At 72.0% G+C, this 15,689-nt stretch carries 18 protein-coding genes; 7 read left to right on the forward strand and 11 right to left on the reverse strand.

Features of this window, described 5'->3' with window-relative positions; all coding sequences use genetic code 11:
* From Voc01_RS47655 to Voc01_RS47675, 5 genes are all read left to right on the forward strand, one after another.
* Positions 1-1,206: an alanine racemase gene (locus tag Voc01_RS47655; protein WP_203934425.1), complete on the forward strand. Its 1,206-nt coding sequence runs from the start codon at positions 1-3 to the stop codon at positions 1,204-1,206.
* Between the two features lie 31 nt (positions 1,207-1,237).
* Positions 1,238-2,218: an SAM-dependent methyltransferase gene (locus Voc01_RS47660; RefSeq protein ID WP_373873966.1), complete on the forward strand. Its 981-nt coding sequence runs from the start codon at positions 1,238-1,240 to the stop codon at positions 2,216-2,218.
* Complete coding sequence (locus Voc01_RS47665) at positions 2,215-2,454, forward strand: hypothetical protein (protein WP_203934427.1); 240 nt, start codon at positions 2,215-2,217, stop codon at positions 2,452-2,454. Before Voc01_RS47660 ends, Voc01_RS47665 begins: the two co-directional genes overlap by 4 nt.
* Complete coding sequence (locus Voc01_RS47670) at positions 2,451-2,741, forward strand: type II toxin-antitoxin system PemK/MazF family toxin (protein WP_203934428.1); 291 nt, start codon at positions 2,451-2,453, stop codon at positions 2,739-2,741. Before Voc01_RS47665 ends, Voc01_RS47670 begins: the two co-directional genes overlap by 4 nt.
* Before the next feature lie 79 nt (positions 2,742-2,820).
* Entirely contained in the window at positions 2,821-3,906 is a 1,086-nt protein-coding gene (locus Voc01_RS47675; protein ID WP_239161028.1) for an NADH-quinone oxidoreductase subunit D, read from the forward strand.
* Position 3,907: 1 nt separating this feature from the next.
* On the opposite strand, the gene Voc01_RS47680 is transcribed toward Voc01_RS47675, so the two are convergent.
* From Voc01_RS47680 to Voc01_RS47695, 4 genes are all read right to left on the reverse strand, one after another.
* Positions 3,908-6,565: a hypothetical protein gene (locus tag Voc01_RS47680; protein WP_203934430.1), complete on the reverse strand. Its 2,658-nt coding sequence runs from the start codon at positions 6,563-6,565 to the stop codon at positions 3,908-3,910.
* Between the two features lie 193 nt (positions 6,566-6,758).
* Complete coding sequence (locus Voc01_RS47685) at positions 6,759-7,724, reverse strand: glycine betaine ABC transporter substrate-binding protein (RefSeq protein WP_239161021.1); 966 nt, start codon at positions 7,722-7,724, stop codon at positions 6,759-6,761.
* Positions 7,725-7,925: 201 nt separating this feature from the next.
* Positions 7,926-8,642, reverse strand: coding sequence for an ABC transporter permease (locus Voc01_RS47690; RefSeq protein ID WP_373873967.1), 717 nt, complete (start codon positions 8,640-8,642; stop codon positions 7,926-7,928).
* A gap of 40 nt (positions 8,643-8,682) precedes the next feature.
* Positions 8,683-9,363 carry an ABC transporter permease gene (locus Voc01_RS47695; RefSeq protein WP_203934433.1) on the reverse strand — a complete coding sequence of 227 codons (681 nt, stop codon included), beginning with the start codon at positions 9,361-9,363 and terminating at the stop codon, positions 8,683-8,685.
* A gap of 2 nt (positions 9,364-9,365) precedes the next feature.
* On the opposite strand from Voc01_RS47695, the gene Voc01_RS47700 reads away from it, so the two are divergent.
* A complete protein-coding gene (locus Voc01_RS47700) occupies positions 9,366-10,364 on the forward strand; it encodes an ABC transporter ATP-binding protein (protein ID WP_239161022.1) in 999 nt (332 codons plus the stop codon).
* Here Voc01_RS47700 and Voc01_RS47705 read toward each other — a convergent pair.
* From Voc01_RS47705 to folP, 7 genes are all read right to left on the reverse strand, one after another.
* The gene (locus tag Voc01_RS47705) at positions 10,361-10,768 is read right to left on the reverse strand and encodes a hypothetical protein (RefSeq protein WP_239161023.1); all 408 of its coding nucleotides are present in this window, start codon (positions 10,766-10,768) and stop codon (positions 10,361-10,363) included. The two genes, Voc01_RS47700 and Voc01_RS47705, sit on opposite strands and share 4 nt — an antisense overlap.
* Before the next feature lie 106 nt (positions 10,769-10,874).
* Complete coding sequence (locus Voc01_RS47710; protein ID WP_203934435.1) at positions 10,875-11,153, reverse strand: hypothetical protein; 279 nt, start codon at positions 11,151-11,153, stop codon at positions 10,875-10,877.
* 163 nt (positions 11,154-11,316) lie between these two features.
* Positions 11,317-12,648: an ABC transporter permease gene (locus tag Voc01_RS47715; protein ID WP_203934436.1), complete on the reverse strand. Its 1,332-nt coding sequence runs from the start codon at positions 12,646-12,648 to the stop codon at positions 11,317-11,319.
* Positions 12,649-12,769: 121 nt separating this feature from the next.
* Positions 12,770-13,270: a DUF3180 domain-containing protein gene (locus Voc01_RS47720; RefSeq protein WP_203934437.1), complete on the reverse strand. Its 501-nt coding sequence runs from the start codon at positions 13,268-13,270 to the stop codon at positions 12,770-12,772.
* 27 nt (positions 13,271-13,297) lie between these two features.
* Entirely contained in the window at positions 13,298-13,819 is a 522-nt protein-coding gene (gene folK / locus Voc01_RS47725) for a 2-amino-4-hydroxy-6-hydroxymethyldihydropteridine diphosphokinase (RefSeq protein ID WP_203934438.1), read from the reverse strand.
* Positions 13,816-14,175 carry a dihydroneopterin aldolase gene (gene folB / locus Voc01_RS47730; RefSeq protein WP_203934439.1) on the reverse strand — a complete coding sequence of 120 codons (360 nt, stop codon included), beginning with the start codon at positions 14,173-14,175 and terminating at the stop codon, positions 13,816-13,818. The genes folK and folB overlap by 4 nt, the downstream gene beginning before the upstream one ends.
* Positions 14,172-15,002, reverse strand: coding sequence for a dihydropteroate synthase (gene folP / locus Voc01_RS47735; RefSeq protein ID WP_203934440.1), 831 nt, complete (start codon positions 15,000-15,002; stop codon positions 14,172-14,174). Before folP ends, folB begins: the two co-directional genes overlap by 4 nt.
* A 365-nt stretch (positions 15,003-15,367) precedes the next feature.
* Here folP and Voc01_RS54920 point away from each other — a divergent pair, with 365 nt between their 5' ends.
* Positions 15,368-15,688, forward strand: coding sequence for a hypothetical protein (locus tag Voc01_RS54920; RefSeq protein WP_373873969.1), 321 nt, complete (start codon positions 15,368-15,370; stop codon positions 15,686-15,688).
* The last annotated feature ends 1 nt before the right edge of the window (position 15,689 follow it).

A 15,689-nucleotide genomic window follows, 5' to 3' on the forward strand; every position in this document is an offset into this window, starting at 1 on the left:
ATGCCGTCCCCCGCCCTGACGCGCGACCGGTTCGACCGGGCGACCGCCGACCTGCCCGGTCCGGTCGCGATCGTCGATCTCGAGGCGTTCGACGCGAACGCCGACGCGCTGGCGGCGCTGGCCGCTCCCGCCGGAAAGCCGCTGCGCCTGGCGAGCAAGTCGGTCCGCTGCCGCGCGGCGCTGGAGCGGGTGCTGTCCCGCCCCGGCTGGGAGGGCGTCCTCGCCTTCACCCTTCCGGAGGCGTTGTGGCTGGTCAGCGACGGCGTCACCGATGACGCGGTGGTCGGCTACCCCACGGTCGACCGCGTCGCGCTCGAGGCGCTCGCGGCCGATGAGGCCGCCTGCGCCAAGGTCACGATCATGGTGGACCACGAGGAGCAGCTCGATCTCGTCGACTCCGTCGTGCCGCCGGGTGCCCGTCCCCCGATCCGGGTGTGCCTGGACCTCGACGCCTCCTGGAAGCCGGCCGGCCTGCACATCGGGGTGCGCCGGTCGCCCGTGCACGCCGCCACCGCCGCCGGCGACCTGGCTGCCGCCGTCGCCAAGCGGGAGGGTTTCACGCTCGTCGGCCTGATGTCCTACGAGGCGCAGATCGCCGGTCTGGGTGACCGGCCGGCCGGGCAGCCGCTACGCGCGGTGGCGATCCGGGCGGTCCAGCGCCGGTCGTGGGCCGAGCTGGTCGAGCGCCGGGGCGCCGCCGTGGCCGCGGTCCGCGCGCATGCGGACCTCGAGTTCGTCAACGGCGGCGGGACCGGCAGCGTCGCGGCCTCCGCGGCCGACCCGGCGCTGACGGAGGTGGCCGCCGGGTCCGGTCTCTACGGTCCGACCCTGTTCGACGCCTACCGCGCGTGGCGGCCGCGACCGGCGGCCTTCTTCGGGCTCGACGTGGTGCGCAAGCCCACGCCCGACCTCGCGACCGTGCTCGGCGGCGGCTGGGTCGCCTCCGGACAGGCCGGTCCGACCCGGCTGCCCCGGCCGGTGCTGCCGCCCGGGTTGCGGCTGATCGGCCAGGAGGGTGCGGGCGAGGTGCAGACCCCGCTGGTCGGGCCGGGTGCCCGCTCGTTGAGGGTCGGTGACCGGGTCTGGTTCCGGCACGCGAAGGCCGGCGAACTTTGCGAACACGTAAATGCTCTTCACGCGGTCTCCGGCGCCGACGTGGTGGACCGGTGGCCCACGTACCGCGGCGAGGGCCGGGCGTTTCTGTGAGGAGTGGTTGCCGGTGCGCTGGGGTGCGGCCATGGAGAAGGCCCTGTACGGGGAGGACGGCTTCTTCACCCGTCCGGGTCCGGGTCCGGCGGGGCACTTCCGCACGAGCGTGCACGCGTCGCCGTTGTTCGCGGGCGCGCTCGCGCGGCTGATCGTCCGGCTCGACGAGGCGTTGGGCCGCCCCGCGACGTTCGACGTGGTCGACGTGGGTGCGGGCCGGGCGGAGCTCCTCACCGCCCTGCCCGCGCTCCTACCGTCGGACCTGCGGGAGCGGCTGCGGCGGACGGCCGTGGAGGTCGGGCCGCGCCCGGTGGGTCTCGACCCGGAGATCTCGTGGGTCGCGTCCGCCCCGTCCGGCGCCGTCGGGCTGCTGGTCGCCACCGAGTGGCTCGACAACGTGCCGGTCGACGTCGCGGTCGGCGAGGCTCCGCGGTACCTGCACGTCAGCGGCCGGCCCGGCATGCCGGTGTCGCGCGCCGACGAGCGCTGGTTGCGGGAGTGGTGGCCGCATCCGGGGGTGGCCGGCGCCCGCGCCGAGATCGGGCGGCTGCGCGACGAGGCGTGGGCGGGTGCGGTCGGGTCCGTCTCCCGTGGGCTCGCCGTGGCCGTCGACTACGGGCATCTGCGCGATGCGCGTCCCGTATTCGGTTCGCTCGCCGGATACCGCGACGGGCGCCGGGTCGACCCGGTGCCCGACGGCTCCTGCGACGTCAGCGCCTACGTGGCGATGGACGCGGTCGCCGCCGCGGGCGCGGTGGTCGCGGGAGTCACGCCCGCGGTCGTCTCTCAGCGGACCGCGTTGCGCGCGCTCGGCGTCCATGGGCGGCGACCGCCGCACAGCCAGGCCCACGACGACCCGGTGGGGTACGTGCACGCGCTCGCCCTGTCCTCGGCGGCGGCCGAGCTGACCGATCCGGAGGGGTTGGGCGGGCACTGGTGGGTCCTTCAGCCACGCGATCTGGATCCGTTGGTATGCCAGTCGGTCATACCTGCGGTATTCTCATCGACATGACCGCCAAGGTGACCATCTCGTTCACCGACCAGACCATCACCGATGCCCGCACGCTGGCCGAGCGCGACGGCGTTTCGCTGTCGGCATGGATCGACCGCGCCGCCCGTGAGCGCGCGCTGCGTGAGATCTTCGCCGCCCACGCCGCGGCGGTGCGACGCGCCGGGCTCGACGACGAGGCGTTGGCGCTGGCCGACGAGGAGGAGTACGCCCGGGTCGGCGTGGAGCTGGGTAGGTGAGGCGGGGCGAGGTCTGGGTCATCCGGGGCGCCCGCGAACGGCTGGGGCTGGTCATCAGCTCCGACATCTTCAACGAGACCGAGGTGCCGGTCGTCATCGTCGCCGAGGTCACCGACCGGGCCGAGCTGCGCGACTCGCCGCTGTCGGTGGGCCTGGGCGACTTCGTGGTGATGCCCGACCGGTTGTCGTCGCCGTTGAAGCGCTGGTTCGTCGAGCGGGTCGAGGTCGCCGACACCGACACGATGCACCGGGTGTCGCGCGCGCTACGCATCCTGCAGGATCTGTGACGTGGAATCTCCCGTCGCCTCGGTCGGCGACAAATCAACGGTCGTCGTCGGCACGGGTGCCGGCCTGGAAACGGCCGACATGGTGCTCAACATCGGTCCGCAGCACCCGTCCACCCACGGGGTCCTCCGCCTGAAGCTGGTGCTCGACGGCGAGCGGGTGAAGAGTTGCGAGCCGGTGGTCGGCTACATGCACCGTGGCGCCGAGAAGCTCTTCGAGGCGCGCGACTACCGCCAGATCATCGTGCTGGCCAACCGCCACGACTGGCTCTCGGCGTTCAACAACGAGCTCGGCGTGGTGCTGGCCGTCGAACGGCTGATGGGCATGGAGGTCCCGGAGCGGGCGGTCTGGTTGCGGACCGCGCTGGCCGAGCTGAACCGGGTGCTCAACCACCTCATGTTCCTGGGCTCGTACCCCCTGGAGATCGGCGCGATCACGCCGGTCTTCTACGCGTTCCGCGAGCGCGAGACCATCCAGGCGGTGCTGGAGGAGGCCTCCGGCGGCCGCATGCACTACATGTACAACCGGGTCGGTGGCCTGAAGGAGGAGGTGCCCGCCGGCTGGACCGGGCGGGCCCGCGCCGCGATCGCCGACGTCCAGCGCAGGCTGCCCGACCTCGACAAGCTGATCCGCCGCAACGAGATCTTCCTCGCCCGCACCGTGGGCGTGGGCGTCCTGTCGGCCGAGGACGCGGCCGCGTTCGGTGCGTCGGGTCCGGTGGGACGCGCGTCCGGTCTCGATCTGGACCTTCGCCGCGACGAGCCTTACCTGGCGTACGGGGAGCTGGACGTGCCCGTGGTGACCCGCACCACCGGCGACTGCCATGCCCGGTTCGAGGTGCTGCTCGACCAGGTCTACGTGTCGCTGGACCTGGCCCTGCAGTGCCTGAACCGGGTCGATCAGCTGACCGGCCCGGTGAACGTGCGGCTGCCGAAGGTGGTGAAGGCCCCCGAGGGCCACACCTACGCCTGGACCGAGAACCCGCTGGGCATCAACGGCTACTACCTGGTCTCCCACGGCGACCGGACGCCGTGGCGGCTGAAGCTGCGCACGGCGTCCTACTCCAACGTGCAGGCCCTGACGAAGCTGATCCCCGGATGCCTGGTGCCCGACCTGATAGCGATCCTCGGCTCGATGTTCTTCGTGGTCGGCGACATCGACAAGTAGGTCACCGCCCGGCGCGGCGCCCGGTGGGCTCCTCGTCGTCGTACCGCTGGTAGCGGTTGGGGTCGAAGCCGCCGTCGTACCGTTCGCGGGTGGGCAGGCGTCCTGTTCCGCTTCCGTTGGCCTGGTCGTACTCCTGGCCGCCGTTGGCCTGGCCGTACTCGGTGCCTTGGCCGTACTCGGTGCCAGCCGCGTTCACCGGACGGCCGTACTCCGCACCGCTGGTGGGCCGGTTGTTCTCCGGTCCCGCCGGACGCCCGTACTCCCCGCCCCGGGGCCGGCCGTACTCGCCACCACCCGCCGGACGCCCGTACTCGGTACCGCCCGCTGGCCTGCCGTACTCGACACCGGGCCGCTCCACGTCGGCGGGCCGCCCGTACTCGACCCCGGCAGCCGGCCGCTCGACCTCCGCCGGCCGCCCGTACTCGGCACCCCCGGGCCGCTCCACCTCGGGAGGCCGCCCGTACTCGGCCCCACCGACCGGACGGCCGTACTCGACGCCGCCCACGGGCCGCCCGTATTCGCCGCCGGCATAATCGCCCCCGGCGGCCGGACGCCCGTACTCGCCACCCGCCGGCCGGCCATACTCCCCGCCCCCAGCGGGCCGCCCATACTCCTCGCCCCCGGCCTGGCGGCCGTACTCCTCGCCACCGGCGGGACGGCCGTACTCCTCGCCACCGGCGGGACGGCCGTACTCGTTGCCCCCGGCCGCCGCCCGGCCGTACTGCGTGCCGCGGTACTCGCCCGGCTGACCCCGCACAACCTGCTCGTCGTCGCCGTGTACCGGCTCGCCCCCGTGCACCGGCTCGGCCACGCGACCGGTGTCAGCCTCGTACCCCGCCTCCGGCCCCGGGGCAGGGTCGTTGCCCCAGCCGTCGTTGCTCGCCCGCGCCTGCTCCGTCTCGGCCCGCAGATCGGACCAGTACTGCGCATCGTCGTCATCGAAGTCGTCACGCCGCCGGCGGCCACTGGGTGAGTCCCCGCCGCCCCGCCTCCCGACGGGCTGCTCCGCGTCGAACCGCCCCCCGGGCCCACCCGGTGCGCCGGGAACGCCGGGCTGCTCGTCGCGGGTCTGCCAGCCGCCCGAGGGCTCCTCCCGCCGCGGGTCGCCGGCCTGCCACGCACCCGCCGGCTCCTCCCGGCGCGGGTCGCCGGCCTGCCAGCCGCCCGTCGGCTCGTCCCGGCGCGGGTCGCCGGCCTGCCAGCCGCCCGTCGGCTCCTCGCGGGGGCCACGGCCGGGCGGGCGCATGTCCGGGCCGGGCTGTCCATGCCTGCCCGTCGGCGCGTCGTCGCCACGGCGCTGGCCGGGAACCGCCGGACCACCCATCGGCGGCGGCCCGCCGTACACCGAGCCGGTGGGCTCGGTGTCCACGTTCGCGTTGCGTCGGTTCGGGGCCGCCGCCGGCTCCCCCCGCCGGTAGACGCCGCCCGCACCGCCCGCCATGCCGGGGCCGCCGGGTACCGGAACTCCTCCGCCCATGCTGGGGCCGCCCGAGACGGGAGCGCCTCCGGCCACGCCAGGTGCGGCAGGGCCGCCCGCCATACCGGGCCCCCCGGGGCCGCCCATGCCAGGCCCACCCATGCCAGGCCCACCCATGCCAGGCCCACCGGGGCCGCCGGGGCCGGCCATGCCGGGACCACCGGGGCCCACCATGCCGGGACCACCCATACCGGGCCCGCCAGGGCCACCCATGCCAGGGCCACCCATGCCGGGGCGAGCCACGTCAGGCCCACCCGCCATGCCAGGACCGCCGGCCATGCCAGGACCGCCGGCCATGCCAGGACCGCCGGCCATGCCGGGACCGCCCGTGCCGGCCATGCCGGGACCGCCCGGTCCGGGTACACCGCCCGCCATGCCGGGTCCACCGGGAACTGGCACTCCGCCCGTCATCCCGGGGGCGCCGGAGACCGGGGCACTCCCGGCCATGCCCGGCCCACCGGGCACCGGCACGCCACCCACCATCCCGGGACCGCCGCCCGGCCCGGCGGGGCCACCCGCCATACCCGGCACCGGAACGGCACCCGTGGCACCGGGGCCACCCGCCATATGGGGACCGGCGCCAGCCGGCACCGACGCGCTGCCGGCCATCCCGCGCCCCGGGCCGCCCGGCCCCCCGGCACCGCCCGCAAGACCAGGGCCGCCCGCGAGACCAGGGCCACCCGCGAGACCAGGGCCACCAGCAAGACCGGGGCCGCCCGCCAGAGCAGGACCGCCCGCAACGCCAGGACCGCCACCCATGCCAGGACCGCCCGCGAGACCAGGGCCAAGACCAGGGCCAGAGCCACCCGCCGCGGCACCCACGCCCGCGGGAGCGGCGAGATGGTTGCGCTCGACGTGGCTGCGCAGCACCTCGATCTGACCCCGTAGCGCCTCGACCGTGTCGGCCAGGCCCCCGATCTGCTCGGCGAGCACCCGGTGGGTCTGCTTCGCCGCGTGGGTGATGTCGCCGCGCACGTCTGAGCGCAGCGCCTCGATCTCGTCGCCGACGTAGGCCTCGACGTTGCCACCGGCGCGGCCGCCGCCACCCGTTCGGGTGAGGGCCTGCGAGACCCCGAAGAGTGCGGCCGCGATCACCACCAGCAGACCACCGACCCGCAGCAGCAGACCACCGCCGCCCGCGAGAATCAGCAGGCCGGCCAGGGCGGCAAGCCCAATGGCCACGAACTGCAGGATCGTTGGTGCCTGCGACGTGCGCCTATACGGATCCTCGGCCGACATAGCCGCATACCCTACCCACCGGGGTCTAGGGCTGCCACGCCCGGCGTGTGGGCGTAACGAACATCTAACGAACGGCGATCGGCCGGGGCGAATGCCCCGGCCGATCGGTCGTGAAGGAGAGTCGTGAAGGAGAATCTCAGCCGGCGGCGAGAGCGCCGTCGGACGAGAACACCAGGCCGATCGTGATGGTCCCGGTGGTCAGCGCGTTCTTCGTCTGCGGGCCACCCGCGTCGAGCGAGGAGAACTTGCCGGCGGTCAGGTTGTACGTGGACTTGAGACCGGGCTCGCAGAACGGACGCTGCGGGCACTCCGGCGGTCCACCGAGAATGGTCGCGGTGCCGGAGCACTTCTCGGCGAACTCGGTGAGAGTCTTCACACCGTTCTTGTCGGCGAACGCCTTGGTGACCGCGAACGCGTTCTGGTCGGCCGCCTTCGACGCCTTGCCGAGCACCAGGCCCGCCTTGTCGGCCAGCGGCTTCAACCCGGTGACGGTCTTCTCGATGTCACCCGACGCGACCGGCGAGGCCGACCCGCCGTTGAACTTCTTGTTGAGGAACTCGGTGAACGTGCCGGCGTACTCGGGGACGACGTTGATCTCGCCCTTCTCGAGCGACGGCTCGTACAGCTCGCGGTTGCCGATCTGCTGGACCGAGGCGTCGTAGCCGGCCGCGTCGAGCGCGATCTCGTACAGGGCGCCGAGCGTCTGGTTCTCACTGAAGTCCGCGGCACCGATGACGATCTTGCCGCCGGCCCCCTTGGCCAAGCCGTCGGTGATCTTCTCGGCGGCGGCGAAGTCGGTCGCGGCGACCTTCGGCGTCTTGCGGTCGACGTCGACGGCCTTGTTGAGCGCGATCAGCTTCGGCGTGTCGAGGGCGTCGGCCACCTTGTCGAGCGCGGCGATCAGGGCCGCGTCGCCGCCCTTGGCCTTGTTGACCACGGCGATGATGTTGTCGGAGGTCTGCAGCTTCTTGTCGTCGTCGAGGACCACGAGCTGGTTGCCCGCGACCGGCGCACAACCGGCACCGGACGTGGTGTCGGGCGCCTCGGTGCCCGACGAGCCCGACTCGCCACAGGCGGCGAGGCCGATGGTCGCGAAGGCCAACGCTAAAGCGGCAGTTGTTCGAATTGTCCGGGTTCGCATGGCAATACTCACCATCGCCCGCCTTCCGTGTCCCGGCTCGCCCCCGTCAGGGGAGGCCGCGTGTCCGACGGGCGACGATGAGACGCCCGCACAGACCTAGACAAGCGCGCCGAGGGAGACGCGGCAACCGGAAAGGCATTACAAGTCGGCTACGTCACGTAGTTACGCACGCCTCGCCTTGCGCAGCTGACGCGGGGTCACCACGCGTTGCAGGATCGCGCCCAGCGCGTCCACCAGAAGAGCGAGCGCGACGACGAGCAGCCCGCCCGCGAGGATCTGGCCCCCGGCGGCGGCCATTCCGAGCCCGAACCCGGCCGCGATGATCGTCCCCAGCCCACCGCCGTTGACGAACGACGCGAGCGCGGCCGTCGCGGCGACCTGCACCGCGGCGGTGCGGAACCCGGCGGCCAGGTACGGCACCGCGAGCGGCAGTTCCACCCGCCACAGCTGCTGCCAGTTGGACAGGCCCATACCGCGGGCCGCGTCACGGATCTCGGGGTCGATCTCACGCATCGCGGTGAAGGACGTCGCCAGCAGCACCGGAACGGCGAACACCGCCAGCGCGACGATCACCGACGGCTTCCCGAACCCGAGCGCCGTGAGCGGTAGCACGGTGAGCAGCGCGAGCACCGGCACGGCCTGGGTGATGTTCGACAGCAGCACCACGACATTGCCGCCGACGCGGGTACGGCCGAGCGCGATCCCGATCGGCCAGGCGAACGCCAGCGCGAGCGGCAGCGTGCCGGCCATGATGAGCAGGTGCTCCTGGAGCCGGTCGATGATCCCGTCCGGGTTGGTCCAGTTCAGCGGGTCGTTCAACCACCGGACCATGTCCTCGAAGGCACTCATGCGATCGCCTCGCTCCGCGTGGCGAGGCATTCGCGGCGCACTGAGTTGATGATTCGCTCGCAAAGCTCGCTCATGAGGCTCTCCTGGCCCGCCACGGCGTGAGAACCCGCCCGATCAGCAGCAGGACAAGATCGAGGACCAGCGCCAGCGCCACACAGAGCAGCGCTGCCGTCATGATCTGTGCCTTGTAGAAGTTGTTCCGGAAGCCCGACATCAGCAGGCTGCCCAACGCACCGTTGCCGACGATCGCGCCGACCGTCACCAGGGCGACCGTCGACACCGTCGCCAGCCGCACGCCCGTGAGCAGACCGGGCAGCGACAACGGCAGCTCCACCCGCCACAACCGGGCGAACCGGCCGTAGCCCATGCCGGCCGCCGCGTCCTTCACCTCGGGTGGCACCTGGAGCAGGGCCGTGAGCGTGCTCCGCACGATCACCAGCAGGGCGTAGATGACCAGAGCGAGCACCACCGCCGAGCGCAGCGTGGGCATCAGGGGTCCCGCGATCGCGAGCAGCCCCAGCGACGGGATCGTGTAGAGGACGCTCGTCGTGCCCAGGATCGGCGTCGCCAAAGGCCGGTACCAGTACGCCAGAACCGCCAGCGCCACACCCAGAACCGTGGCGATGATCATGGCTTCGACCGTGAACCTGACGTGCTCAACCAGCGCGGTCCGAATAGTCTCGGCGTTGTCCTGCACGTACTGCCACGAGAACCAGGGATTGCCCACCTCAGCTTCGGCGAGAAAGGACATACGTGGACGGTACCCGGTCGGCCGCCCCGATCAATCTCGAGAACGTCCGCAAGCAGTATCCGGACGGCACCGTCGCCGTCGAAGGTCTGTCGATGGACCTCGCTGCCGGCGAGACGACCGTCCTCATCGGACCGTCCGGCTGTGGCAAGTCCACGGTGCTCCGCATGATCAACCGGCTGATCGAGCCGAGCGGCGGCACCATCCGCATCGACGGCACCGACGTCGGTCGGCAGGACGCGGCGAAGCTGCGCCGCAGCATCGGCTACGTCATCCAGAACGTGGGACTGTTCCCGCACCAGACCATCCGCGCCAATGTCGGCACGGTGCCGCGGCTGGTCGGCTGGCCCAAGGCCAGGATCAGGGAGCGCACCGACGAGCTGCTGTCGCTGGTGAGCCTCGACCCGGACCGCTACGGCGACCGCTACCCGCACGAGCTGTCCGGGGGCCAGCGCCAGCGGGTGGGCGTCGCCCGCGCGCTCGCGGCCGACCCGGTGGTGCTCCTCATGGACGAGCCGTTCTCGGCGGTCGACCCGATCGTGCGCACCCGGCTGCAGGACGAGTTCCGCCGGCTCCAGGAGACCGTGCGGAAGACCGTCGTGCTGGTCACCCACGACATCGACGAGGCGGTGCGGCTCGGCGACCGCATCGCGGTGCTCAGCGAACACGGCCGGCTGCAGCAGTTCGCGCCGCCGGCGGAGCTGCTCGCGACGCCGGCCAACGACTTCGTCCGCGAGTTCGTCGGCGGCGACCGCGGCATCAAGCTGCTCGCGGTCACCCCGATCCCGCACGACCGGCTGCGGCCCGCCGACGACGGCACGCTCGCACCGTTCGTCGCGGCCGATGCCACGCTCCAGGAGGCACTCGCGGTGATGCTGCGGGAGGGCAGCAACCGGGTCGTCGTCAGCAGCAACGGGGCGCCCTCACGCGTGCTCACGGTCGACGACATCGTGACGGAGCTGGCCGCGTCGCGGCCAGCTCCGTCAGTCGAGAAAGAAGGTTAGGGACGGCGTCCCGCCATCGACGCGAGACCGACGATCCAGCCCACGATCAGGCCGTACGTCGAGCCGCCGGTGGCGATGACCACGGCACCGCCGGGGCCGGGGTCGGTGTAGATCGCCGCGGTGATCAGTGCGGCCAGCGCCGCGGCGAAGATGAAGGCGGCCCAGCCCACCAGGAACGAGGAGACGCCGCCCCGGGCCCGGGACAGCTGCGACCCGGCCATGAGCGTGATGAAGCCGAAGGTGAAGACGATCAGCAGGATCGCCTTGAGGCTGGCGGCCAGGAGGTCGCGCAGCGGTACGTCGCCGTCGATGAACCACGCCGGCCAGGCCAGCGTTTCGAGGAGCAAACCACGGTTCGCGTCGTCGACCCAGTCCCGGTACCAGGGACTGCCGAAAATCAGCACAAGTATGAAAGCGACGAAAGCTCCAACGCTCGCCGCGGTGCGGTAACCCCGACGGGAGAATGCCATGGCCCGGTGATGTCCGCGGCCATCAATTTCTAAACGGGAGCTACTTCTGCAGGTAGTCGATGAATGCGGCGCGCAACAACGGCTCGGACTCGCCGTAACCGTGACCGGTCAATTCGCGCCAAAGCGCCACGGCGTCGTCGACCGTCGCGCCCACGGCGCCCAGTGAGCCGTCGAGCGACTCGGCGTCGTCGGCGTGCGGAAGGTGACGGACCAGCGACCAGAAGAACCCGATGTCGGCATGCTGACGGGCCTTGGCGAACGCCCGCTGGCGCAGTTCCTCGGTGGACAGGGCGTCAAGCTCGGCGACGGATTCGGTCATGAACGGAACTCTACTTGCCGAAATCCCGCACAAGAGCCTGCCGCGGCCCGAACACCTCCGCTGCGCTCCGGTGTTCGTGCCGCGTCAGTACTTGCCGAAGTCCCGCACAAGAGCCACTGACGCGGCCCAAACACCTCCGCTGCGCTCCGGTGTTCGTGCCGCGTCAGTGGCTGGCCCAGCGCTCGTCCCATCGCTCCGCGGGGCGGGGCGCGTCCTCGGGCTCCCAGGGGCGCTGGCCGGCGTAGGTGACGTCGGGCGGAATCTCCAACGGCGGTGGCTCGTACTCGACTTCGGCGGCCGGGACCGGCGCCGGCGCGGGCGCCTCCTTCGGCCGGCCCAGCGCCTCCACCATCCGCGAGACCAGCAGGCCGACGCCAATGGCGATGGCGGCCAGCGCGAACACGCTGATCCCGCGCTTCTCGGCGGCCAGGTAGTGGGAGAGGAGCACCAGACCGGAGACGGCCAACGCCGTGCCGAACAGCCCGCCACGGCGTCCAAAAATGGAGGTACCACCGAGCAGCGCCGCGCCCAGCGCGAGCACCGTGAGCCCGATGCCGTTCTCCGTGGGCGCGACCTCGCGGTTGTTGAGCGCGAGCAGCACCCCGGCGGCGGCCGCGAACACCGACGACGCGATGAGCGCCAGCGCCGCCGGCACCGCGCCGCCACCGCCGCGCAGGGACGGGTCGCCGGTCGGCCGGTACCGCCCGGTCGCCCGGCGGAGCCCACCGATCAGCCCGAGAACGCCGCCGAGCACCGACAGGGCGACGAAGCCGCCGAAGAAGTAGACGGCGTGGTCACGCGGGTCGTAGGCGCCGCTGACCACGGCCTCGGCGGTGCGGTGGTCCTGGATCCACACGATCAGGCCGAGCCCCGCGCCGAGGCTCGCCGCCCACGACGGCACGTGGAAGGCGGTCACGACGATCGCGATCGCCACGCCGGCCGCGGCCGCCAGCAGCGCCGTCACCCCGGCCGTGACCAGCACGCCACGCCCGGAGTTCTCGGCGAAGAACATGGCGGCCGCGAACACGATCGGCCCGAGGGCCAGGTTCGGCACCGCCGCGCGCAGGCTCAGCCCCATGCCGACGGCGACCGCGCCCACGATCGCCGCCTGGATGTACAGGGCTTCGAGGGACCGGCCGCGCAGCACGTCGCTGTCGGCGCGCCAGAGCAGGAAGCCGACCGCGCCGGCGGCCAGCAGCAGCACCAGTTCCCAGCCGAAGTGGACGCCGAGCCGGTCGCGGGCCGGCCGGGCCGGCGCGACGGGCGCCGGTTCCTGCGACGGTGCCGGCGGGAGCGTCTCGTACTCCTGCTCGCGCAGGCCGAGGGTGGTCTCGGTGCCGTATCCGTTCGACGGGTACCCGCTGACGGGGTAGCTGCCCGGCAGGAACGACCGCTGCGTGGTCTCGTCCTCGTCGGAGTGCTTCCCCACGGTCTCGCGGTAGGCGACGCTGTCGCGGAAGGCGGGACTGTCACGGTAACCGTCGTCGTAGGTCACGCCCGCCTCCGCCCGCTGCCATTTGGACGCACGGTACTCGCGGATCGGGTCCCCGGTCACCCCCGTCCGCGATTCGTGCGATGCGTCCGCTACGGAAGGTTAGGACACGATTAAAGAACGATTAGGCTCCGGCCTCTTCCTGCGCGTCGGGCTCCGCACCCTGACCCTGCTTCGAGTCCCCCGACGGCGGCGCCGGCACCCGGCAGGCCCGCTCCAGGAACAGTGCGGCCGCCACCAGCGTCAGCCCGCCGACCGTGCCGACCACCGCGGGCACGAGGTCGTTCTGCGCCTCGGCGAGCCGGCCCTGCTCGGTGAGCAGCCACACCGAGATCCCGGCGTAGAGACCGGTGAACAGCGCCGCCGCGAGCGACGACGCCTTGGCGAGCACGAGGTAGCGGGCCACCAGCAGCGGGTCGACGGGTTCGGTGCCGGGCCTGCGGTCGAGCCGGTTCTTGGTGTTCACACCCGCGGCGAGTTCGAGACCGGCCAGGGCCAGCAGGGTGATGCCGGGTAGCCAGGGGATGCTCGGAAAGTCGCCGTAGAACCGGCTGATGGCGAGCCAGGACACGGCGGCCATGGCGAGGCCGGCGACAACGAGCGTCGACAGGCTCGTCGGCCGCATCTTCCGATCGTCGGGTGGGGGCATCCGTCAAGTCTCCAGGGAAATGTCGTCACGCGCCCGGAGGCCGGCCAGATCGTCCGCGACCGGCGCGGTGCGGACGAGGTCGAACAGCTTGCCGTGGCCGGGCAGCTCCGCGTACGGCTGGATGTCGAGCCATGGCCGCAGCACGAACGCGCGCAGGTGCGCCCGCGGGTGCGGCAGCGTCAGCCCGGGATCGTCGCTGACGACCGGCGCGCCGTCGTCGGTACGCACGTCGATGACGTCGACGTCGAGCGTGCGGGGGCCGAACCGCCGCTCCAGGTCGCGCTCCCGGCCGGCGCGCGCCTCGAGGTCGCGGGCCACGCGCAGCCAGTGCTCCGCGGGCGCGTCGGGCCGGATCACCAGCGCCACGGCGTTGAGGTAACGCGGCTGGTCGGTGTCGCCCCACGGCTCGGTCTCGTAGACCCCCGACACCGTCAACAGGCTGTCGCCGAGACCGTCGACGGCGTCGCGCAGGTGCGCCACGCGGTCACCGAGGTTGCTGCCCAACGACAGCACGGCCGCGGTCACCGTTCCCGCCTCACGGTGACGGCCACGTCCCGGAACGCGTGCGGTATGGGTGCCTGCGGTTTGTGGACGGTCACCGTCGCCGCGCGCACCCGCTCGTCGGCCAGGCACTCGGCGACGAGCCGCGCGGCGAGCGTCTCGATGAGGTTCACCGGCTCACCGGTGACGACCGCGACCAGCCGGTCGGCCAGCTCTCCATAGTGGACGGTGTCGACGACGTCGTCGCTCGTGGCCGCCGGCGCGAGGTCGAGCTCGAGCATGGCGTCGACGACGAAGTCCTGCCCCTCGGCGCGTTCGAAGTCGTAGACGCCGTGGTTGCCGCGGGCGGTCAGCCCGGTCAGCACGATCCGGTCGGTCATCGGGCGGCCTTCGTCGCCTGCCACACCCGGATCGCGTCGACGTTCGCGCGCACGTCGTGCACCCGCACGCCCCAGGCGCCGGCGTCCACCGCGAGCAGGGTTGTCGCGATGGTCGCGGCCGCGCGTTCGTCGACGGGACGGGGACCGCGTGTGTCTGCCAGGAGGCTGCCCAGGTACGACTTGCGGCTGGCGCCGAACAGCACCGGGAAGCCCAGCGCCACCACCTGGTCGAGCCGCGCCGACAGGCGCCAGTTGTGCTCGGCGGTCTTCGCGAACCCGAGCCCCGGGTCGAGGATGAGCCGGTGGGCGGCCACGCCACCCGCGAGCGCCGCGTCGACCCGCGCACCGAGCTCGGCGCATACCTCTTTGACCACGTCGGTGTAGACGGCCAGGTCCCGCATCCGTTCGGAGTGCCCGCGCCAGTGCATGAGGACCCACGGGCAGCCGGCGTCGGCGACGACGCGCACCATGTCGCGGTCCGCCAGTCCCCCCGACACGTCGTTGACCACGACGGCGCCCGCGCTCAGCGCGGCCGCGGCCACGCTCGCGCGCGTGGTGTCTATGGAGGTGGGGACGCCCGCGGCCGCGAGCTCGGTGATCACCGGGACCACCCGCGCCCGCTCGGTGGCCGCGTCTACCCGCTCGGCTCCGGGCCGGGTCGACTCGCCACCCACGTCGACAAAGTTGGCACCTTCTGTAATCAGTTGAACCCCATGGGTGACTGCTGCGTCTAGTGAGGCATAGCGACCGCCATCGGAGAAGCTGTCAGGAGTCACGTTGAGAACACCGACGACGACGGGTGACGCGGCGGTCAACGGGTCGGTCACGGTACGAACGTTACCCTTCCCGGTCGTGTTGATCATCGGCCGGACCGGGCGGCGGTACGCTGGACAAAACGGTCGTGCCAGGCTGGCGGTGACGATGTCGTCACCTTGTTCGAAAGGACGAGAGCAACGTACGCTCTGTTCGTGACCGTTATTCGGAGGGTGAAACCGGGCATACTCTCTGTGCCTGAAACAGCCCCTGGGTAGCGGTCGGGCCGAGGCGACACAACGAGGGGTTACCACCTCTCGGCGGTCCGATCGGCAAGGCTGTACGCGCAGCGGTCGCAGCCGTTGGCGTACCGGGGAGGTTAAAGGCAGAGATGAGTGTCATGGAGATCGGCCAGGCGCTGTGGGCTATCGCTCCCGCCGTGGACGGCCTCGTTCCTTGGCTCAACAGCCACCTAGCTGATGGCGTTCTTTCCAGCGGCGGCCTCGCAGGTGGACTTGCAGCACCCGACCCCGGGCCGTCCGAAGTAGACACCGATGGAATCCTGTCTTTCTTCGCGAGCAAAATCGCGCCGATTCTGCTCGCGGTACTCGGTGTCATCTTCATCGGCCGGGCGAGCAAGGGCGAGGTGTCGAGGGTTCTCACCAGTTCCGCCATCGCCATCATCGGCCTGGCGTTCATCGCCGGTGCGGCCACGTTGTTCTTCGTCGGAGAGTCACTGATCGAAATCGTCTTCAAGTAGG

Source organism: Virgisporangium ochraceum (assembly GCF_016863655.1).
In the GTDB taxonomy this organism is placed as follows: domain Bacteria; phylum Actinomycetota; class Actinomycetes; order Mycobacteriales; family Micromonosporaceae; genus Virgisporangium; species Virgisporangium ochraceum.